Genomic DNA, 19,769 nt, shown 5'->3' with positions numbered 1-19,769 from the left:
GACCACGTGCACCTGTTCGACACCGCCACCGGCAACCGCCTCCCCGACTGACCCCAGCGGCCGACCGCACCCACCACGCCCCGGGTGCCGACGCACCGCGGGCCCCGGTCGTACGATCGGGGCCCGCGGTGCGTCGGCGGCCGGGGCGACGCCCCCGGTTGTGACTGTTGACACACCGAACCGTGGTCGATACGTTGGAAAGCGCATTCCCATTCTGCCCGAGGAGACTCCCGTGCACGCCCAGCCCGCTCCCGCCCCGCCCTCCGGCCTCCCCCGGGAGTCCCCCGCCCGCGTCTGCCTGGTGGGGACCGGGGGCTTCGGCGAACGCCACCTCGCCAACATCCGCCGGCTCGAGGAGGAAGGCGGCGTCCGCCTCGTGGCGGCCGTCGACCGACGCGCCGACAGCGGCGGGGCGCTGGGGCCCGCCGTGCCGATGTTCGGCGATCTGGAGCAGCTCCGGGCCGCGGGGCTCGACGTCGACGTGGTGGTGGTCTCCACCCCGATCGACACCCACTACGAGCTCGCCCGCACGGCCCTGCGCCTGGGTGCGGACGTCCTCCTCGAGAAGCCGCCGGTGGCGAACCTGGACCAGTTCGCCCGCCTGCTCGAGGTGGCCGAGGAGACGGGCGGCCTGGTCCAGGTGGGGTTCCAGAGCATCGGCTCCCACGCCCTGGAAGCGGTCGACCGGCTGCTGGACGGCGGGGAGATCGGGCGGCTGCGCGCGGTGGGGGCCACCGGACTGTGGTCCCGGGACACGGGCTACTTCACCCGCTCCCCCTGGGCCGGCCGGCGCCGCATCGGCGACGTGGACGTGGTGGACGGCGTGGTGACGAACCCCCTGGCCCACGCGGTCATGACCGCCCTGCACATCGCCGGCGCCCGCACCGCCGAGGACGTCGCACAGCTGCGCACCGAGCTCTACCGCGCCAACGCCATCGAGTCCGACGACACCTCGGTGGTGCAGGTCAGGACGGTCTCGGGCATCCCGGTGACCTGTGCGCTGACGCTGTGTGCCGCCGAGCAGCAGGACCCCTTCATCACGATCGACGGCACGCGGGGTCAGGCCGTCCTGCACTACACCCGGGACGAGCTGACCGTCTCCGGGCCCGAGGGCACGCGGACCGTCACCACCGGCCGCACCAACCTGCTCGAGAACCTCATCGACGCCCGCCGCGACGGCACGGCGCTGCTCTGCCCCCTGGCCGCCACGGGTGCTTTCATGCGGGTGCTGGACGCCGTGCGCACCGCACCGGACCCGGTGCCGATCGCCGCGGAGCACGTGCGCTGGCACGAGGAGGGCGGCACCCGGCGCGCGGTCCTCCCCGGGATCGAGGACTGGGCGGCCCGCGCCGTCAGGGCTCAGTCGGGCTTCACGGGTCTCGACGCGCCGTGGGCCGTCCCCGCGGCCACCGGCGAGCGCCTCGTGGTGGCGGGCCACGAGGTGGCCCGGGTCCGCCCGGGAGACGGCATCGCCCCGACCTCCTCCCCACGGCCGTTCCTGCACCCCGTCCGGACCCTCGGCGGCGTCACCGTCACGGACCAGCAGCCCCTGGACCACGTCTGGCACCTGGGGGTCGGCACGGCGCTCCAGGACGTGGACGGCCTGAACTTCTGGGGCGGGCGCACCTACACCCGGGAGGCGCAGCGCTACGTGTGGCGGGAGGACCACGGCCGCGTGCTCCGGGTCGCGGCGCACCACGCCGGCGACCGCCTGGACGAGGAGCTCGCCTGGACGGGCCCGGACGGCGCCGCGGTGCTGACCGAGGAGCGCCGCTGGACGTTCCGGCCCGTGCACGAGCACGCCTGGGAGCTGGGCCTGCGCTTCCGTCTCTCCCCCGCCGGCGTCCACCCGGTGCGGCTCGGCAGCCCCGGCTCCAACGGGCGGGCCGGCGGCGGCTACGGAGGGTTCTTCTGGCGGCTCCCCGCCTGCACCGACGCGGACGTGTTCACCGCGGACGCGGCGGGCGAGCAGGCCGTGCACGGCAGCACCTCCCCGTGGCTCGCCTTCTCCGCCGAGTTCGCGGGGCGCCCCGCGACCCTCGTCCTGCGGCGCGGCGACGACTCGGCCGACCCCTGGTTCGTCCGGCACGCCGGGTACCCGGGGGTGGGCCTCGCCCTGGCCTGGGACGCGCCCGTCACGACGACGACGGACCGGCCGGTCGAGCGGGAGGTGCGCGTGCTCGTCGTCGACGGCCGTCTCGACACCCCCCGGGTGGAGGCCCTGCTCGGGGACGCGGCCCGGGGCCGGACCGCGTGAGCGCCCCGGAGCGGGCGGAGAAGCGCCGGCGGGTCCTGCGGGTGCTGGACGCGCACGGGGTGGACGCCGTGCTGCTGCAGAGCCACTCCGCCGTGTCCTGGTACCTCGACGGCGCGCGCGTGCACGTCTCGCTCGCCGGTCCGCCGGTGGCCGCGGTCCTGGTGCACCGGGACGGCGACGAGGTCGTGACCTCCGCCAACGAGGCCGCCCGCCTGGTGGCCGAGGAGCTGCCCAAGGGCGTCCGGCTGCACGAGGTGCCCTGGCACGGGTCCCTCGCGGCACCGGAGGACTGGTTCCCCGGGGCGCGCGCGATGGCCGTGGCCGCCGAGGAGTGCGTCGCCGCACCGCTGCGGGCGGCGCGGGCCTCCCTGCTCCCGGGCGAGGCAGAGCGCTACGCGCGGCTGTGCCGGGACGCCGCGGCGGTGCTGACCGGGGCGCTGACCCGGGCGACCCCGCGCACCACCGAGCGGGAGCTCGCGGCCGAGCTGACCGCCGGCCTGGTGCGCGCAGGCGCGGAGCCCCTCGTGGTGCTGTGCGGGGGCGCCGACCGCCTGCCCCACCGCCACCCCCTGCCGACCGCCGGACCGCTGGGGCGGCGCGCGATGGCGGTCGTCTGCGCCCGCCGCGGCGGACTCATCGCCAACGCGACCCGATGGGTGCGCTTCGGCCCGGCCGAGCCCGCCGAGACGGACGCGGAGGCGAGGATCGCGGAGGTCGAGGCCGACGTCCTCGACGCGCTGCGCCCGGGGCTGCCCCTCGCCGACCTGCTGCCGGTGCTCCGGCACGCCTATCCGCGCCACGGCTTCGACGCCGAGGAGTGGACCCGCCACCACCAGGGCGGGCCCGCCGGGTACGCCGGGCGGGACCCGCGGCTCGCCCCGGGGGTGCCGGACCTCGTGCACGAGCACCAGGCCTTCACGTGGAATCCGTCCGCGCCGGGCACGAAGATCGAGGACACGGTGCTGCTGGGTCCCGGCGGCGTCGTGCCCCTGTCCGTGGACCCGCGCTGGCCCGTGGTCCGGGTCCGGGGCCGGGACCGCCCGGCCGTGCTGGAGCGCTGAGGCGGCCCCGTCCGCCCGCACGGAGCCGGAAGGCCCGCACCCCCGGGGGTGCGGGCCTTCCGGCGGTCCTGGCTCCGGTGCTCAGGGACGCGCACCGTCCAGGGCGGGCAGCGCCTGCTGCTGCAGGACCAGGCCGAGACCGGGCAGGTCCCGGGTCTCCAGCCGCGAGCCGGTCACCCGGACCGGGGACGGCCCGTCCAGGATGCCGAGGTCCGCGAACCCGGCGTCCTCCACGACCTCGACCGTGGTGGGCTCGGCGAGGGTCAGGGCCAGCTGCCCGGAGAGGTCCGGCAGCAGGTGCGGGGCGACCCCCACGCTGTGCGTGCGCGCGAGCTCCACGATCCGCCGGAACGGCGTGATGCCGCCCACCCGGACGATGTTCGGCTGTACGACGTCCACGGCGCCGGCCGCGATGAAGTCCCGGAAGCGGTAGACGTTGTGCAGGTTCTCCCCCAGGGCGATGGGGACCCGGCTGAACCGGCGCAGCTGCCGGTAGCCCTCGAGGTCGTCGGCGCGCAGCGGCTCCTCCAGCCACGACGGCCCGAACTCGGCGAGAGCGTCCAGGGCCCGGCGCGCCGTGGGCAGGTCCCACCGCTGGTTGGCGTCGACCATGAGCCCGCGGTGCGGGCCGAGCAGTTCCCGGACGGCGGCCACGCGTTCCACGTCCTCGCGCAGGTCGGCCCTGCCCACCTTGATCTTGACCGCGCCGAAGCCGGCGGCGACCCACCGGCGCACCTGCGCCTGCAGCTCCTCCAGGGTGTAGTGCAGGTTCACGCCGGAGCCGTAGACGGCCACGCTCTCCTGCCGCCGGCCCAGCAGCGCGGTGATCGAGACCCCGGCCCGGCGCGCCCGCAGGTCCCACAGCGCGAGGTCCACGCCCGCGAGCGCCACCCCGGTCAGCCCGGTGCCACCCTCGTGCAGGTGCTTCCAGGCGTCGTCCCAGAGGGCCTCGGGGTTCTCGGTGCGCCCGCGCACGAAGCCCGCGAGGTCGTCGTCGAGGAGCGCCTTCACGGCCGTCGCCCCGATCGTCGGGGTCCAGGAGAAGCCGGTGCCGGTGGCGCCGTCGTCGGCCACGACCGTGACGGCCACGACGTGGTTCTGCGGGGCCTCCGGCCCCCAGCTGCGCGGCAGCCGGGCCGTGATGAGCTCCGTGTGCAGGGCGGCGATGCTCATGCGGTGTCCTTCCCGTGCCGGCCGGCGCCCGCGGGCTCCCCGGCCGCGGCGGCCACGGGCTCCTCCCGGAGCTCGGTGCGCCAGCTACGCGCCGGCTCCCAGTCCAGGACCCGGCGGGCCTTGTCGATGCTGAAGGCGGGGGCCGTCCCGGTCAGCCCCGCGGCGAGCTGCTCGCTGCCCGGGACGAACTCGGGCAGCAGCTCCGCGAGCGGGCGCCGGGCCAGGGCGTCGGCGGCGCCCACCAGGAAGGTGTCGCCGTTGCGGATCGCGCCCATCCGTTCCAGCAGCGCCTCCAGGAAGGCCGTGACGTCCCGGGCGTCCACGTAGTTGAACAGCGCCGGCGCGGCGAGCGCGGGGTCGTCGAGCCGCTCCCGCACGGTGTGGCCCTGCTGCGTGGGGGCGCCCTCCCACTCCTCGGGGGCGATCACGTAGCAGGGGCGGAAGGACGCGTAGCGCACGGCCTCGCCCCGGGCGGCGGCGAACATCTGTGCCACCTGCTCCGCCACGTGCTTGGACAGCCCGTAGGCGTGCCACGGCCGGGGAGGGGTCTCCTCCGTGAGCGGGAACGCGGGCGGCAACCAGCCCGCCGGGGAGCCGTAGCCCAGCACCGTGGGGCTGCTGGCCATGACGATCCGTCGCACCCCGGCCTCGGTCGCCGCGCCGGCCACGTTGTGCGCGATCACCGCGTTGGTCTGCAGGATGACGTGCTCGGGGGCGCTGAACGGGACGGCGATGGCCGCCAGGTTGATCACGGCGTCCGGGCGGACCGCGCGCATCAGCGCGTGCACGGCGTCCGGGTCGGTGAGCTCCGCGCCTCGGTGCTCCACGGCGGGGTGGGAGCCGGCGGGGTCCCCAGGCAGGGACCGGTCGACGCTGAGGACGTCGTAGCCGGCCTCCGCCAGCCCGGCGACCACGCTGCGGCCGAGCCGGCCCGCGCCGCCGGTGACGAGGACGCGGCTCATGCCGGGACCTCGCTCCGGCTCGCCCCGGAGATCGCCCCCAGGTCCAGCTCGGCGATCCGGACGGGCAGCCCGGACTCGAGGGAGCGGTTGCCGGCGATGCCCACGGCCACCGCCGCCACGCCGTCCCGGTAGCCGGAGGGCCGCCCGTACGGGTCCTCGCCGGGGCCGCGGAAGACGTCGGCCAGCAGCAGCCGGTCCCCGCCGCCGTGGCTGCCCGCCCCGTTGCTGATGACGACCTCCTCGGCGGCGCCCCAGTGGCGCTGGACGGTCAGGCGCTCGCCGCGGCTGCGGGCACCGCCCCGGTGGGGGCCCACCGTGACCGAGGGGTCCACCGGGGAGCCGCCGCTCGCCGGCAGGACCGCCGCCCGTTCGACGACCTCCAGCTCGGCCCGGCCCTCGGTGCCGTTGACGGCCACCCGGTACCCCTCCCACGGGGAGTGGGCGTTGAGGGAATAGGAGAGGGTGGCGCCGCGGGCGTAGTCGACCACGAGGGCCAGGTTGTCCTCGATGCTGATCCCGTCGGAGAACACGTCCTGGTCCCGGCGGTACCCGTCGTGGTGCTGGTGGTCGAGGTAGAGCCGGCTCAGCCGCTCGTCGGTGCGCAGGTCCAGGGCGAAGGGGTCGCCCCCCTCGGCATCCCGGGCGGGGGCGCCCGCACGCGCCCGGGCCTCGGCGTTGTCCCGGCCGTAGAACCGCAGCCCGCCCGAGGCGAAGACCCGCTCCGGGGTGTCGGCCAGCCACCAGTTGACGAGGTCGAAGTGGTGGGAGGACTTGTGCACCAGCAGCCCGCCGGAGTTCTCCTTCTGCCGGTGCCAGCGGCGGAAGTAGTCGGCGCCGTGCACGGTGTCGAGCATCCAGCTGAAGTCCACGGAGGTGACCGTGCCGATCGCCCCGGACTGCACGACGTCCTTGAGGGCGGTGTTGCGCGGGGAGTACCGGTAGTTGAAGGTGACCACCACGTGGCGGCCCGTCTCCTCGACGGCCGCGGTGATCCGGCGGCAGCCCTCGGCGTCCACGGTCAGGGGCTTCTCGACGACGGCGTCCGCCCCGGCGCGCAGCGTCCGACAGATGTAGTCGGCGTGGGTGAGGTCGGGGGTGGTGATGATGACCCGGTCGATCCCCTGCTCGCGGATCGTCCGGGAGAGCTCCGCGGGGTCCAGGACGCCGATCCGGACGCCCGAGGTCTCCTCGGCGAGCCGGCGGTAGTGCTCGGCCCGCCCGGGGTTGGTGTCGCCCACCGCCACCAGCTCGGCGACGTCGGCGTGGTCCTCCAGCAGGGAGCGGAGGTACATCTCGCACCGGTTGCCGGTGCCGACCAGGACGTACCGGGCCCGCCTCCCCTGCCGTGACGTGCCGTCCGTGCCGCTGTGCTCTGCGCTGTCCATCGGTTGCTCCTGGTTCTGGAGGGGTGTGCGGGGGTGGGTTGGGCCGGCGGCCGGGTGTCCCCGGCCCGGGGTGGGCGGGGACACCCGGCCGCCTGCTGAAGGCCCGTGGCCTGCTACTTGATGCCCGTGGTGGCGATGCCCTTGACGAGGAACTTCTGCCCCACCAGGAAGGCGATGAACACCGGCAGCAGCGACACGATCGACATCGCGAACAGCGAGCCCCACGAGGACTCCCCGGTGGCGTCCACGAAGGCGCGCAGCGCCACCGGGACGGTGAACATGTTCGGGTCGGTCAGGTAGATCAGGGCGCTGAAGAAGTCGTTCCAGGTCCAGATGAACGTGAAGATCGTGGTGGTGGCCAGGGCCGGGACCATCATCGGCAGGATGATCTGGCCGAAGATCCGGGCGTGCCCCGCGCCGTCGATCCGCGCGGCCTCGTCCATGTCCTTGGGGATGCCGCGGATGAACTGCACCATGAGGAACACGAAGAACGCGTCGGTGGCGAGCAGCTTCGGCACGATCAGGGGCCAGAAGGTGTTCACCCACCCGATCTGGGAGAACATGATGTACTGCGGCACGATCACCACGTGGAACGGCAGCATGATCGTGAGGAGCATGAGGGCGAAGGCCGGCTTCTTGAAGCGGAACTCGAGCCGCGCGAAGGCGTAGGCGGCCATCGAGCAGGAGACCAGGTTCCCCACGATGCACCCGAGCACCACCACCGCGGAGTTGAACAGGTACACGCTGAAGGGACTGGACAGGGCGTTCCACCCGCCGGTGTAGTTCGCGCTCTCGAATGTCTCGAGCAGGATGCCCGGCTCGCGGAAGATGATGTCGTTGGGGCGCAGGGAGCTGGCCAGCATCCACAGCAGCGGGTAGATCATCACGCCGCCGGCGAGGATCAGCGCCAGGTGCTTGAGCAGGGAACGGATCCGCGCCCGGGGGCCGGGGCCGCGGGGCTTCTGCTGCGGTGCGCTCTGCACGCCGTCGTGCTGGGCCGGGACGAGGTCCTGGTCGGCCGCCCGGGCGGGGCTGTCGGTGATTGTCGGATTAGTCATCGTAGAACACCCAATACTTAGACGCGATGAAGTTGAGAGCGGTGAACGCCCCGATGATGACGAGCAGCAGCCAGGCCATGGCCGCGGCGTAGCCCATGTCGAAGCGGCCGAAGCCCGTCTGGTACAGGTACAGCGTGAAGAACATCGTCGAGTCGGACGGACCTCCTCGGCCGCCGGAGACGATGAACGCCTGCGTGAAGGACTGGAACGCCTGGATGATCTGCAGCACCAGGTTGAAGAAGATGATCGGGCTCAGCAGGGGCAGCGTGATCCGGAGGAACTGCGTGATCTTCCCGGCGCCGTCGATGGAGGCCGCCTCGTAGTACATCGTGGGGATCTGCCGCAGGCCCGCGAGGAAGATGATCATCGGCGCCCCGAAGGTCCACACGTGCAGCAGGATGATGCTGCCGAGCGCGGTGCGGGGGTCCGAGATCCATCCCATGCCCTCGATCCCCACGAGTGCGAGCACCTGGTTGACCAGGCCGGTGGTCCCGAACAGCTGCTTCCACAGGATCGCGATCGCCACGGAGGAGCCCAGCAGGGACGGCAGGTAGAAGACCGAGCGGTAGAACGCCAGGCCGCGCAGGCCCCGGTCGAGGACCATGGCGATCGCCAGGGCCAGCATGAGCTGCAGCGGCACCCCGACGAACACGTACGTGAAGGTCACCTTCAGCGAGTTGTGCAGCCGCTCGTCCTCGAGCATCCGGGAGAAGTTCTCCAGGCCGATCCAGTCGGGGGCCCGCATGAGGTTGTAGTCGGTGAACGAGAGGTAGAGGGACATCAGCATGGGTCCGAGCGTGATGACCACGAGCCCCACGATCCAGGGCGCCATGAAGACCGCCGCGGCCTTGTTGTCCCGCCTGTCGGCGCGGGGCTTCTGCCGGCCGGCCGCGCCCTTGGCCCGCTTCCCGGGCAGACCTTCCCGGGTCAGCTCCTCGACGGCGCTCACGCTGGGACCGTCCCTCGGCGCAGCCGCGCCGGGGAGGCCCGGAGCGGTTCGGTGTCGATGTGCCTCGTTGTCATCGGTATCTCCTCGGAGCGAGTGGGAAAGCGTTTTCCGGATCTGCGTTGCGTCCAGGTTAGTGGCCCGTCACTGTGACGTCAACCACAAATCTACGGTGGTGTCCGCCCGGGGCGCGGGAGGCGGATCAGCCGCCGGTGACGGCGGGGACGGCGGCCAGGAGCCGCAGCGCCTCGACCGTCGCCGGCGGGCCGTAGCGCTCCGCCTCGTCCTGCGCGGCCCGGACGGACGGCGCGACGCCCACGAGCGAGGCCGCCGCCAGGACCCCCGCGCCGCGCAGCTGCTCCGCGGACAGGCCCAGCCGCCCGGCCACGGCCACGACGGGCACCCCCCGGGCCGCGGCGAGCGCGGCCGCGGCGAGCGGCGCCTTGCCCTGCAACGACTGGGCGTCCAGCGACCCCTCGCCGACGACGAGCAGGTCCGCGTCCTCGAGCTGCTCCTCGAGCCCCACGAGGGAGGACACGAGGTCGAAGCCGCGCTCGAGCGTCGCCGGGGTCAGGGCCAGGAAGCCGGACGGGAAGCCGCCGGCGGCGCCGGCCCCCGGGAGCAGGAACGGACGGGCGCCCTCGAGACCGGCCAGCAGCCCGGCCCAGCGCCGGAGCGCGGCGTCCAGCTCGCGCCGGGCGTCGCGGTTCGCGCCCTTCTGCGGGGCGAAGACGTGCGCGGCGCCGTCAGGGCCGTGCAGCGGGTTCTGCACGTCCACGGCCAGCCGCAGCCGCACCGTGCGCAGCCTCGGGTCCAGGCCGGAGACGTCCAGGCGGGCGGCGGACAGCAGCCCCTCCCCGCCCAGGGGGACGGGCGCGCCGTCGTCGTCGAGGACGTCCAGGCCGAGCGCCCGCAGGGCGCCCGAGCCCCCGTCCGTCATCGCCGAGCCGCCGAGCCCGACGACGACGTCGGTCGCCCCGGCGTCCAGCGCCGCCCGGATCAGCTGGCCGCAGCCGTAGCTGTGCGCCGCCCGGGCCGTCGCCGGACTCGGGCGCACCTGGTCCAGCCCGCTCGCCTGGGCGGACTCGACGACCGCGGTGGTGGCGCCGGAGGGCGCCGTGAGCAGCGCCCAGCGCGCCCGCACCCTGCCCTCCACGGCGCCCCGGACGAGGGTGCGGCGCAGCCGCGCCCCGGCCGCCACCGCGGCGTCAACCGTGCCCTCGCCCCCGTCCGCCAGGGGCACCGCCCGGATCCGGGCCCCGGGCCGGTGCTCGCGCACCCCGGCCGCGAGCACGGCGGCGGCCTCGGTCGCCGTCAGCGACCCCTTGAACTTGTCCGGGGCCACGACCACCCGGGGTCGCTCGCCGAGCTCGTGCGGCCCCACGTCAGGCGGTGGCGCGGGCGGGTGCGCCGGTCAGGGACGGCAGCACCAGGGACTCCCAGCGCTCCTTCATCACGGCGAGCACGACGTCCGGGTCCTGGTCGAAGATCTCCTGGTTGAAGATCTCGACCTCGACCGGGCCCGTGTAGCCGGCGGCGGCGACCCAGCGCCCGATCGTGCCGAAGTCGATCACCCCGTCCCCCATCATCCCGCGGGAGAGCAGGGCGTCGGAGGCGATCGGCAGGTTGAAGTCGCAGACCTGGTAGGACGCCAGCCGGCCCTCCGCGCCGGCCCGGGCGATCTGGGTCTCCAGCCCGGGGTCCCACCAGACGTGGAAGGTGTCCACCACCACGCCCACGGCGTCCACCGGGTGCGGGGCGGCCAGGTCCAGGGCCTGCCCGAGCGTGGAGAGCACGGCCCGGTCGGCCGCGTACATGGGGTGGAGCGCCTCGAGCACGAGGCGCACCCCGTGCTCGAGGGCGTAGGGGACGAGCTCGGCGAGCCGTTCGGCCACGCGCTCGCGGGCCGCCACGACGTCCTTGTCGCCCCGGTCGCCCTCGCCGCCCAGGACGTGGGCGGCGGCGGGCAGGCCGCCCACGACCATGATCAGCTCGCTCGTGCCCAGGACCTGGGCCTCCCGGATGGCGGCCCGGTTGCTCTCGAGCGCGGCCCGCTGCCCAGCCTCGTCGGCCGCCGTGAGGAAGCCGCCGCGGCACAGGCTGGAGACCTGCAGCCCGGCCTGCTCGATGATCCGGGCCGCGTTCTCGAGCCCGGCCTCGGCCACGCGGTCGCGCCACACGCCGATGTGCCCCAGTCCGGCGCGGGCGGTGGCTTCCACCGCCTGCTGCAGGGTCAGGCCGCGGGTGGTGCCCGTGTTCAGCGACAGCTGGAAGTCCGCGCTCATGCCGCACCTCCGGTGCCGCCGGCCGGCACGAGAGCCGGTGCGAGGACCGGCGCGCCGAGGCCCGCCGCGTCGAGGAAGGTGCTCATCCGCCGCGCGGCGAGCTCCGGGTCGAGCAGCAGCCCGGCCCTGTCGGCCAGCCTGAACACCTCGACCAGGTGCGGCACGGAGCGGCCCGAGTGCAGTCCGCCGACCATCTGGAACCCCGGCTGGCTGCCGTTGAGCCAGGACAGGAACGCGATGCCGCACTTGTAGTAGAAGGTCGGGGCGCTGAAGACGTGGCGCCCGAGCTCCTCCGTGGCGTCGAGGATCGCCCGCGCCCGGCCGGGCTCCCCGGCGTCATAGGCCTGCAGTGCGGTGGACGCCGCCGGGTAGATGCCGGCGAAGATCCCCAGCAGCGCGTCGGAGTGCCGGGTGCCGTCGCCGTCGATGAGCTCGGGGTAGTTGAAGTCGTCGCCGGTGTAGAGGCGGACCCCCTCCGGCAGCTCCGCCCGCAGCCGGGTTTCGTGCGCGGCGTCCAGGAGGGAGACCTTGACGCCGTCGACCTGCCCCGGGTGGGACCGGATGAGCTCGAGGAAGGTCTCCGTGGCCGTGTCCACCGCGTCGCTGCCCCAGTAGCCGGCCAGCGCCGGGTCGAACATCGTCCCGAGCCAGTGCAGGACCACGGGGTGCCGGGCCTCGCCCAGGAGCTGGGAGTAGACCCGCAGGTAGTCGTCGGCGTCCCGGGCGGCCCGCACGAGGGCGCGGGACGCCATCAGGATGACCTTCGCCCCGGCGCCCTCGACCACCTCGACCTGCTCCCGGTAGGCCTCGAGCACGGCGCGCAGCCCGGTCTCGCCGGGCGTGATCCCCGCCGGGTCCAGGTGGTCCGTGCCCGCCCCGCACGCGATGAGGTCGCGGACGGTCCTGCCCGCCAGGGCCGGGCTGCCGGTGGCGAGCGCCGCCGAGGCCTCGGCGGTCGAGCGCCGGATCAGCTGCTGGGTGGCCGGCCAGTCCAGGCCCATCCCCCGCTGGGCGGTGTCCATGGCGTCGGCCACGCCCAGCCCGTAGGACCAGATGTCGTGGCGGAAGCCCAGGGTCGCGTCCCAGTCCAGCTGCGCCGGTGCCCCGGGGGTGTTGTCCGCGAGCGCCAGGGGCACCACGTGCGCGGCAGCGTAGGCCTTGCGCGCGGTGAGAGGCGCCTGCGGCCGGGTCCAGCTCCCCGGTCCGGAGAGCACGTGCTCGGTGCGGGATCCGCTGCCGTCGGGCAGGAGCACGGCGCTCACCGGACGGCCTCGGCGGTGCGCCGCTCGGCCGGGGACAGCTCGATCGCCGGGATGTCGATGGTGCGGCGCTCGGCCGAGGAGCGCAGGCCCAGCTCGGCCAGCTGCACCCCGCGCGCGGCGGAGAGCAGCCCGAACCGGTGCTCGCGGCCCGCGGCGACGTCGGCCAGGAACTCCTCCCACTGCGCCTTGAAGCCGTTGTCCAGCTCCGCGTTGGCCGGCACCTCCAGCCACTGGTCGCGGAAGGACTCGGTGACGGGCAGGTCCGGGTTCCAGACCGGCTTGGGCGTGTGGGCCCGCTGCTGGGCCACGCACTTGTTCAGCCCGGCGACCGCCGAGCCGTGGGTGCCGTCCACCTGGAACTCCACCAGCTCGTCGCGGTACACGCGCACGGCCCAGGAGGAGTTGATCTGGGCGACCACGGGGTCGCCGTCCGGGGTCTCGAGCTCGAAGACGCCGTAGGCGGCGTCGTCCGCGGTGGCCGGGTACTCGTGGCCCTGCTCGTCCCACCGCGCGGGGATGTGCGTCACGGCGGTCGAGGTGACGGACCGGACCGGGCCCACGATGCCCTCGAGGACGTAGTTCCAGTGGCAGTACATGTCGACGGTCATGGACCCGCCGTCCTCGCGCCGGTAGTTCCAGGACGGGCGCTGGGCCTCCTGGTGCTCGCCCTCGAAGACCCAGTAGCCGAACTCGCCGCGCAGGGACAGGATCCGGCCGAAGAAGCCCTCGTCCACGAGCCGCCGCAGCTTCACGAGACCGGGCAGGTAGAGCTTGTCGTGGACCACGCCGGCGGTGACGCCGCGCTCCTGGGCGATCTGCGCCAGCTCCACCGCCTCGTCCAGGGTCTCGGCGGTCGGCTTCTCGGTGTAGACGTGCTTGCCGGCGCGCATGGCCTTCTTGAGGGTCTCGGCCCGGAGGCTGGTCATGGAGGCGTCGAAGACCACGTCCACGGTGGGGTCCTCGATGACCGCGTCGAGATCGGTGGTCCAGTGCTCCACGCCGTGCCGGCGCGCCAGCTCGGCGACCTTGGCCTCGTTGCGGCCCACGAGGATCGGCTCGACGGTCACGCGGGTGCCGTCCGGCAGGGTCACCCCTCCCTGGTCCCGGATGGGCAGGATCGAGCGCAGCAGGTGCTGGCGGTAGCCCATGCGGCCGGTGATGCCGTTCATGGCGATGCGGAGAACTCGGGGCTCGGACATCATCAACTCCAGAGGATTCGGGAAATTTGTAGGAAAGCGCTTTCCACTCTAGGGTTGGCTCAGTGTGACTGTCAACACGTTCCCGGCCCCGGACTCCCCGGCGCGGGGGCGAGACGCCCACCGGATGCGGTGAGGAGGAAGCAGGACCGGACGATGAGCGCAGTGACCCTCTCCCAGGTGGCCCGGGAGGCCGGGGTGTCCCTGGCCACGGCCTCCCGGGTGCTCAACGGATCGGACCGCCGGCCGGCCGAGCACATCGCGGAGCGCGTCCGGGACGCCGCGGAGTCCCTCGGCTACGTGGCCAACGCGCAGGCGCAGGCGCTGGCGCGGTCCACCACCGGACTGGTGGGGCTCGTGGTCCACGACATCGCCGACCCCTACTTCTCCTCGATCGCCAAGGGCGTGCAGCGCCGGGCCCGCGCGGACCGGCACCAGCTGCTGCTGGCCGCGACCGACGGCACCGACCAGCTCGACGCCGTCGCGGCCTTCGCGTCCCATCGCACCGACGCGATCATCATGGCGGGCTCGCGGCGGCGGGAGATCGACCCCCGGCTGCTCGCCGAGCTCACCCGCTACCAGAAGAACGGCGGCCGGGTGGTGACCATCGGCCAGGCCTGGCTCGAGGGCGCCGGCGCCGTCACCATCGACAACCGCAGCGCCGGCGACGACCTGACGGACATGCTGATCGGGACGGGCCGGACCCGCTTCGCCTTCCTCGGCGGGCCGGGCGAGCTCGCCAGCGCGGCGGAGCGCCGGGCGGGCTTCCGCGCGGCCCTCGAGCGGGCGGGCCTGGAGCCGGAGGCCGAGGTCACGGAGGACTTCAACAGCCAGGGCGGCTACGAGGCCGCACGGGCGCTGGTGGACCGGCTCGGAGCCGACGCCGTGCGCGGGCTCACGGTCGTGGTCGGCAACGACGTCATGGCGCTCGGCGCGATCGCGGGCTTCCGGCACGCCGGGCTCGTCGTGCCGCACGACCTGCGGGTGGCCGGCTTCGACGACATCCCCAACCTGCGGGACTTCTCCCCGGGCCTGACCACCGTGCGCTTCCCCCTCGAGCAGATCGGGGAGACCGCCGCGGACATCGCCCTGAGCCACGACCAGGTCCGGATCGAGCACGTGGTGGGCGAGATCGTGCGGCGCGAGAGCGCCTGACCCCCGCACGGCCGAGGGTGCCGCCGCCGGACTCCTGTCCGGCGGCGGCACCCTCGGCCGTGCGGGGCTGCGGCTCAGAGGTGCGCCTCCCCCGCCTTCACGGCCAGGACCGGCCGGTCGGACTGCAGGAGGATCCGCTGGGCGTGCGAGCCCATGATGAACTTCCCCACCTGGGAGCGCTGGCGCAGGCCGATGACGATCCGGGACACGTCGTGCTCGCGGGCGAGATCGAGGATCTCCTGGGCGAGGTCGTCCCGGTGGGACGGCTGGAGCACGGTGTGCGGGACGCCGGCGGACTCGGCGGCGGAGGTGACGCGGCGCAGGTCGTCGTCGGAGGCGACCGACTTGTCCGCCAGGGCGCCCTCGCGCACGGAGTTGACGATCAGCAGCCGCTCCCCCCGCAGCCGGGCCTCCTCGATGGCGGCGCGGACGGCGGCCTCGCCGACGGGGGTGGGGACGTAACCGACGAGGATGCTCATGCGTTCTCCTTGACAGGGGTGCGGTCGGAGTCCTCGGCGGACGGTCCCGCGGGGGACGGCGCGGAGGCGCTGCGACGGCGGAGGGCGGACTGGATGGCGGGCAGCACGGCGACGAGCACGAACAGCAGCAGCAGGGTCGCCGAGATGGGGCGGGCGAAGAACCCGGTGACGTCTCCCTCGAAGACGAGCAGGGAGCGGCGCAGGTTGGACTCCAGCAGGGAGCCGAGGACAAAGGCCAGCACCAGGGGTCCGGGCTCGAAGCCGAACTTCTTCATGAGGTAGCCGACGGCGCCGAAGACCACGACGAGCATGACGTCGAACATCGAGTTGTTGATCGTGTAGGCGCCCAGCATCGTGATCAGCACGGTGATGGGGGCGAGGATGGCGCCCCGCACCCGGAGGATGCGCACGAAGACCCCGATCAGGGGGATCGACATGATCAGCAGCAGGATGTTGCCGACGTACATCGAATTGACCACGCCCCAGAACAGCTCGGGGTCCTGCTGCACGAGCTGCGGGCCCGGCGTGACGCCCTGGATGAGCAGGGCGCCGAACATCAGGGCCATCGTGGCGTTGGCTGGGATGCCCAGGGTGAGCAGGGGGATGAAGGAGCTGGTGGCCGCCGCGTTGTTGGCGGTCTCCGGGCCGGCGACGCCCTCGATGGCGCCCTTCCCGAAGCGCTCGGGCTGCTTGGCCCGCTTCTTCTCCATGGCGTAGGCGGCCATCGAGGAGATCGTGGCGCCGCCGCCGGGGAGGATGCCGAGGAAGAAGCCCAGGACCGAGCCGCGGCCGATGGCCCCGGACGACTGCTTGAGGTCCGCCCGGGAGGGCCAGACGTTGGAGACCTTGTCGGGCGCCTTGGCCGCACGGTGGCGCTCCTCCAGGTTGTGCAGGATCTCGCCGAGGCCGAACAGCCCCATGGCCACGGGCACGAAGTCGATGCCGTCGGCCAGGTTGAGGTTGCCGAACGTGAGCCGCTCGGCTCCGGTGAAGACGTCGCGGCCGACCGTGGCCAGCAGCAGCCCGAAGCACGCGGCGATCAGCGCCTTGGACTTGTTGCCGTTGCTGATGGTGGCCACGAGCAGGATGCCGAGCAGGGCGAGTGCGGTGTACTCGGGCGGACCGAAGTCGAGGGCGAAGCCGGCGACGAGCGGCGCCAGGAAGGTGAGGCCGACGATGGCGACGGTGCCGCCGATGAAGGAGCCGATCGCGGCGATGCCCAGCGCGGTGCCGGCGCGGCCCTGCTTGGCCAGCATGTAGCCGTCGAAGACCGTGACCACGGAGCTGGCCTCGCCGGGCAGCCGGAGCAGCACGGAGGTGATGGTCCCGCCGTACTGGGCCCCGTAGAAGATGCCGGCCAGCATGATGATCGCCGTCACCGGTTCGATGCCGTAGGTCAGCGGCAGCAGGATGGCGATGGTCGCGGCGGGGCCCAGGCCGGGCAGCACGCCGATCAGCATGCCGATGGTCACGCCCAGGAGGCAGTACAGGAGGTTGGTCGGTTGGAGGACGACGCCGAAGCCGTCCAGGGCGGGTTGCAGGAAGTCCATGCGGGAGCCTTTGGTCGGTGGCCGCCGTGGCGGCGGCCGTCAGAACAGGTGCGGGATCGACGTGCCGAGGGCGGTGATGAAGATCAGGTAGAAGGCGACGACGACGAGCGCGGAGTACAGGGCCGCGGCCCGCCACGTCTCGCCGCCCAGGAACTTCATCCAGACGAAGGACAGGAGCAGGGCGGGGATCTCGAAGCCGATCACGGGCATGAGCAGCACCAGCCCCACGAGGGTCACGAGCCCGCAGGCGGCCAGCAGCGACTCCCGGGTGAACTTCTCCCCCTCTCCCCCGCGCCGGCCCAGGACCAGGTGGGACAGGCCGATCACGACGGCCACGACGCTCACCACGAACGGCCACATGCCGGGGGCCGGCTGCTGCGGTGTGCCCAGTCCCATGCGCAGGGACAGCACGGCCGCAGCAGCCGCCAGCACCGTGACCGCCAGGGTCGAACCGAGGGCCGCCGCGCGGCCGCCGGGCGGGGGCCCCTCGGCCTCCCACTGGGCGGCGAGCTGCTCCGGGGTGAGCTCCTCGACCGCCGTCTCCGGGTCGTGGAGGACGTCGGCGACGGAGGCCGTGTCGTCCGGGCGGGACTGCTTCATGGAGTCGCTCCTGGCTGTGGTGGTCGGCAGGGCCGTGGTGGTCGTCATGGCGGCGCCGGTCCCTACTCGGCGAGGGAGATGTCGTGCTCCTCGACGAGCTGCTCGTAGCGCTCGGCGAGCTCGGTCCACTCCGCCTCGACCTCCTCGCCGGAGACCTCCCACGGGGTGAGCAGGTTCTGCTCGTTGAAGTCCTGGTAGGCCTCCGACTGCACGGCGGCGTCGAAGGCCTCGACCAGCCGCGCCTTGACGTCGTCCGGGAGCCCCTCGGGAGCGGCCACCGCCCGGTACTGGGAGACGGGGACGTCGTAGCCGGACTCGACGGCGGTGGGCACGTCGGGCAGGAACTCGTTGCGCTCCTCGGAGAACACCACGATCGGCGTCACCTCGCCGGCGTCGATCTGCGGCTTGGCCTCGCCCAGCTGGACGGTGGCGACCTGCACCTGGTCGCCGAGCACGGCGGTCAGCGCCGGGGAGCCGGAGTCGAAGGGCACCTCGGTGCCGGTGATGTCGGCCTGCGCGAACAGCACGGTCTGGGCCAGCTGGGAGCCGGTGCCCACGCCGGTGGTGCCGTAGCTGAACGAGCCCGAGGCGCCCTGCACGTCCTCGAGGGTCTCCAAGCCGGACTCCTTGCTCGCGACCATCACGTAGTCGTCCTGGGACAGGCCCTTGAGCACCTCGACGTCGTCCAGGGACACGGCCTCCTCCTCGCCCACGGCCAGCGGCGTGATGGTGATCAGCGAGGCGTTGAGCAGCACCAGGTTCTGGCCGTCGGGGGACGCGCCGGCGACCTCCTGGGTGGCGAGGGCGCCGTTGGCTCCGGGCTTGTTCACGACCGGCATCGGGACCCCGAGGTCCTCCGCGGCGGCGTCGGACACGGCGCGGGCGATGAGGTCGGTGGATCCGCCGGCGGCCTGGCCGACGGTCAGGGTGATGGGATCCGTCGGGAAGTCCGCCCCGGAGGCGCTGCTGCCCCCGCCGACGTTGCCGCCGCACGCGCTGAGCGCGAGGAGCGAGGTCGCTGCGGTGACGCCGACGAGCGCCGTGCGGAACGAGGTGTTCTTCATGGGTTCTCCTGAAGGGGTGAGGGATCGGAACCGCCCGACCGGGGCGCGAGAGGACTCGCACCCCTGTGAGTGGCATCACAAGCGGATCGGTTCCCGAGCCTAAGGAGAGATGATGATGCCTGTCCAAGCCAATTCGTGCATTGAGTAATACCCGGAGGACATGATGTTCACACTCGATCAGGCACGGAGCTTCATCGCCGTCGCGGAGGAGCTGCACTTCGGCCGCGCTGCCGTGCGGCTCAACATGACGCAGCCTCCCCTGAGCCGCCAGATCCAGAAGCTCGAGAAGACGGTGGGGGTCGAGCTCCTGGAGCGGGACAACCGCCGGGTGGCGCTCACGGCCGCCGGGCGGGCGTTCCTGGTCGAGGCCCGCAAGCTGGTAGTCGCCGCCGACCGGGCGCCGCTGCTGGCGCGCCGGATCGCCGCCGGGCGCTCGGGGGTGCTGCGGATCGGCTTCACGGCGGCCTCCGGGTTCAGCCTGCTGGGACCGCTGCTCAGCGAGATCGAGCGGGTGCTGCCGGACGTCGACGTCGACCTGCAGGAACTGGTGACCGGCGAGCAGCTGCAGGCGCTCGAGAACGGCGACCTCGACCTCGGGCTCGCCCGCCCGCCCTTCGACACGGAGCTCTTCGAGTCGCAGCTGCTGCTCGCCGAGGACCTGTACGTCGCCGCCCCGGCCGACCACCCGCTGAGCACCCTCAGGCGGCCCGTCACGTCGGCCGACCTCAAGGACCTCCCGCTGATCATGCACTCCCCCACCAAGGCGCGGTACTTCTACGACCACGTGGTGCGGCTCGTGGAGGTGGAGCACCGCAACGTCGTCCACACCGTCAGCCAGGTCCTCACCATGGTGGCGCTCGTGGCCGCGGGGCGAGGAATCGCCTTCGTCCCGGAGTCCGCCCGGCTGCTCGGCATCGACGGCGTGTCCTACCACCGGCTGGCCAGCAGCTCCTCGGGCTCCGTCGAGCTGCACGCCCTGTGGGACCGCACCTCGAGGAATCCCGCCCTGCACCACCTGCTCGACCTCCTGCGCACCCAGCCGCACTGAGCAAAGCATCGATGCCCTCAGTGCATGACTCCATTCAAAAACGGCCTTGGACAGCATCAAAAGTCCTCCCTAGGGTGAGACGTGATTCACAGGCAGAACGCCTCACCTCGACCCATGCGAAGGACGACGACCGTGGCCACACACACTCCCCGGGAACTGGCGGACAAGCTCAAGGACGGCTTGCTGTCCTTCCCCGTCACCGCGTTCGACCAGGACTTGCTCTTCGACGAGAGCGCCTACCGCCAGCACCTGGCCTGGCAGGCCTCCTACCCCGTGGCCGGGCTCTTC

General features: G+C 73.3%; 17 protein-coding genes and 1 pseudogene. 5 read left to right on the top strand and 13 right to left on the bottom strand.

Annotation, left to right across the window (positions count from 1 at the left end):
- Window positions 1–232 precede the first annotated feature (232 nt).
- Together RF644_RS18555 and RF644_RS18550 are read left to right on the top strand one after the other, a co-directional pair.
- Window positions 233–2,257 (top strand): DUF6807 family protein, encoded by a 2,025-nt coding sequence (locus RF644_RS18555; protein WP_368797643.1) that lies wholly within the window; start codon window positions 233–235, stop codon window positions 2,255–2,257.
- Entirely contained in the window at window positions 2,254–3,318 is a 1,065-nt protein-coding gene (locus RF644_RS18550; protein WP_109268358.1) for a Xaa-Pro peptidase family protein, read from the top strand. Before RF644_RS18555 ends, RF644_RS18550 begins: the two co-directional genes overlap by 4 nt.
- An 81-nt stretch (window positions 3,319–3,399) precedes the next feature.
- Here the strand turns inward: RF644_RS18550 and RF644_RS18545 are convergent, their stop codons facing one another.
- The 9 genes from RF644_RS18545 to RF644_RS18505 all read right to left on the bottom strand — a co-directional run bounded on the left by RF644_RS18545 (window position 3,400) and on the right by RF644_RS18505 (window position 13,588).
- Complete coding sequence (locus RF644_RS18545; RefSeq protein ID WP_109268359.1) at window positions 3,400–4,491, bottom strand: mandelate racemase/muconate lactonizing enzyme family protein; 1,092 nt, start codon at window positions 4,489–4,491, stop codon at window positions 3,400–3,402.
- Entirely contained in the window at window positions 4,488–5,453 is a 966-nt protein-coding gene (locus RF644_RS18540) for an NAD(P)-dependent oxidoreductase (protein ID WP_136341831.1), read from the bottom strand. Before RF644_RS18540 ends, RF644_RS18545 begins: the two co-directional genes overlap by 4 nt.
- Window positions 5,450–6,838, bottom strand: coding sequence for a Gfo/Idh/MocA family protein (locus RF644_RS18535; protein WP_368797642.1), 1,389 nt, complete (start codon window positions 6,836–6,838; stop codon window positions 5,450–5,452). The genes RF644_RS18540 and RF644_RS18535 overlap by 4 nt, the downstream gene beginning before the upstream one ends.
- Window positions 6,839–6,951: 113 nt before the next feature.
- Window positions 6,952–7,896 (bottom strand): carbohydrate ABC transporter permease, encoded by a 945-nt coding sequence (locus tag RF644_RS18530; protein ID WP_368797641.1) that lies wholly within the window; start codon window positions 7,894–7,896, stop codon window positions 6,952–6,954.
- A complete protein-coding gene (locus tag RF644_RS18525) occupies window positions 7,889–8,812 on the bottom strand; it encodes a carbohydrate ABC transporter permease (RefSeq protein WP_368797644.1) in 924 nt (307 codons plus the stop codon). Before RF644_RS18525 ends, RF644_RS18530 begins: the two co-directional genes overlap by 8 nt.
- Window positions 8,813–9,044: 232 nt before the next feature.
- The gene (locus RF644_RS18520; RefSeq protein ID WP_368797640.1) at window positions 9,045–10,187 is read right to left on the bottom strand and encodes a glycerate kinase; all 1,143 of its coding nucleotides are present in this window, start codon (window positions 10,185–10,187) and stop codon (window positions 9,045–9,047) included.
- 40 nt (window positions 10,188–10,227) lie between these two features.
- Window positions 10,228–11,127, bottom strand: a complete 900-nt coding sequence (locus RF644_RS18515; protein ID WP_368797639.1) for a sugar phosphate isomerase/epimerase family protein — start codon at window positions 11,125–11,127, stop codon at window positions 10,228–10,230.
- Window positions 11,124–12,389: a dihydrodipicolinate synthase family protein gene (locus RF644_RS18510; protein WP_368797638.1), complete on the bottom strand. Its 1,266-nt coding sequence runs from the start codon at window positions 12,387–12,389 to the stop codon at window positions 11,124–11,126. Before RF644_RS18510 ends, RF644_RS18515 begins: the two co-directional genes overlap by 4 nt.
- Window positions 12,386–13,588 carry a Gfo/Idh/MocA family protein gene (locus tag RF644_RS18505; protein ID WP_095650257.1) on the bottom strand — a complete coding sequence of 401 codons (1,203 nt, stop codon included), beginning with the start codon at window positions 13,586–13,588 and terminating at the stop codon, window positions 12,386–12,388. The genes RF644_RS18510 and RF644_RS18505 overlap by 4 nt, the downstream gene beginning before the upstream one ends.
- Before the next feature lie 153 nt (window positions 13,589–13,741).
- Between RF644_RS18505 and RF644_RS18500 the strand changes: the two genes are divergently transcribed.
- Window positions 13,742–14,740 carry a LacI family DNA-binding transcriptional regulator gene (locus tag RF644_RS18500; RefSeq protein ID WP_368797637.1) on the top strand — a complete coding sequence of 333 codons (999 nt, stop codon included), beginning with the start codon at window positions 13,742–13,744 and terminating at the stop codon, window positions 14,738–14,740.
- 74 nt (window positions 14,741–14,814) lie between these two features.
- On the opposite strand, the gene RF644_RS18495 is transcribed toward RF644_RS18500, so the two are convergent.
- The 4 genes from RF644_RS18495 to RF644_RS18480 are packed head-to-tail and all read right to left on the bottom strand — an operon-like array spanning window position 14,815 to window position 18,433.
- Window positions 14,815–15,219, bottom strand: a complete 405-nt coding sequence (locus RF644_RS18495) for a universal stress protein (protein WP_017834662.1) — start codon at window positions 15,217–15,219, stop codon at window positions 14,815–14,817.
- Window positions 15,216–16,769, bottom strand: a complete 1,554-nt coding sequence (locus RF644_RS18490) for a tripartite tricarboxylate transporter permease (protein ID WP_368797636.1) — start codon at window positions 16,767–16,769, stop codon at window positions 15,216–15,218. The genes RF644_RS18495 and RF644_RS18490 overlap by 4 nt, the downstream gene beginning before the upstream one ends.
- 39 nt (window positions 16,770–16,808) lie before the next feature.
- Window positions 16,809–17,417, bottom strand: coding sequence for a tripartite tricarboxylate transporter TctB family protein (locus tag RF644_RS18485; protein WP_368797635.1), 609 nt, complete (start codon window positions 17,415–17,417; stop codon window positions 16,809–16,811).
- Between the two features lie 14 nt (window positions 17,418–17,431).
- Window positions 17,432–18,433 carry a Bug family tripartite tricarboxylate transporter substrate binding protein gene (locus tag RF644_RS18480; protein WP_368797634.1) on the bottom strand — a complete coding sequence of 334 codons (1,002 nt, stop codon included), beginning with the start codon at window positions 18,431–18,433 and terminating at the stop codon, window positions 17,432–17,434.
- A 163-nt stretch (window positions 18,434–18,596) separates the two neighbouring features.
- Here RF644_RS18480 and RF644_RS18475 point away from each other — a divergent pair, with 163 nt between their 5' ends.
- Both RF644_RS18475 and RF644_RS18470 read left to right on the top strand, forming a co-directional pair.
- On the top strand, window positions 18,597–19,481 hold the full coding sequence (locus tag RF644_RS18475; protein ID WP_368797633.1) for a LysR family transcriptional regulator: 885 nt from the start codon (window positions 18,597–18,599) through the stop codon (window positions 19,479–19,481).
- 132 nt (window positions 19,482–19,613) lie between these two features.
- Window positions 19,614–19,769, top strand: a pseudogene (locus RF644_RS18470) (5-dehydro-4-deoxyglucarate dehydratase); the annotation flags it as partial.

It is taken from the genome of Kocuria sp. CPCC 205258 (assembly GCF_040981005.1).
Classification (GTDB): Bacteria; Actinomycetota; Actinomycetes; order Actinomycetales; family Micrococcaceae; genus Kocuria; species Kocuria rosea.
The sequence above is the reverse complement of the archived record's forward strand: the minus strand, read 5'-3'. Positions and strand labels throughout refer to the sequence as shown.

Bases quoted from the DNA above. Each gene is read 5' to 3' on its own strand.
- RF644_RS18505 (WP_095650257.1), bottom strand. From the start codon at position 13,588: ATGTCCGAGCCCCGAGTTCTCCGCATCGCCATGAACGGCATCACCGGC.
- RF644_RS18540 (WP_136341831.1), bottom strand. From the start codon at position 5,453: ATGAGCCGCGTCCTCGTCACCGGCGGCGCGGGCCGGCTCGGCCGCAGC.
- RF644_RS18485 (WP_368797635.1), bottom strand. From the start codon at position 17,417: ATGACGACCACCACGGCCCTGCCGACCACCACAGCCAGGAGCGACTCC.
- RF644_RS18545 (WP_109268359.1), bottom strand. From the start codon at position 4,491: ATGAGCATCGCCGCCCTGCACACGGAGCTCATCACGGCCCGGCTGCCG.
- RF644_RS18490 (WP_368797636.1), bottom strand. From the start codon at position 16,769: ATGGACTTCCTGCAACCCGCCCTGGACGGCTTCGGCGTCGTCCTCCAA.
- RF644_RS18535 (WP_368797642.1), bottom strand. From the start codon at position 6,838: ATGGACAGCGCAGAGCACAGCGGCACGGACGGCACGTCACGGCAGGGG.
- RF644_RS18480 (WP_368797634.1), bottom strand. From the start codon at position 18,433: ATGAAGAACACCTCGTTCCGCACGGCGCTCGTCGGCGTCACCGCAGCG.
- RF644_RS18475 (WP_368797633.1), top strand. From the start codon at position 18,597: ATGTTCACACTCGATCAGGCACGGAGCTTCATCGCCGTCGCGGAGGAG.
- RF644_RS18515 (WP_368797639.1), bottom strand. From the start codon at position 11,127: ATGAGCGCGGACTTCCAGCTGTCGCTGAACACGGGCACCACCCGCGGC.
- RF644_RS18500 (WP_368797637.1), top strand. From the start codon at position 13,742: ATGAGCGCAGTGACCCTCTCCCAGGTGGCCCGGGAGGCCGGGGTGTCC.
- RF644_RS18530 (WP_368797641.1), bottom strand. From the start codon at position 7,896: ATGACTAATCCGACAATCACCGACAGCCCCGCCCGGGCGGCCGACCAG.
- RF644_RS18495 (WP_017834662.1), bottom strand. From the start codon at position 15,219: ATGAGCATCCTCGTCGGTTACGTCCCCACCCCCGTCGGCGAGGCCGCC.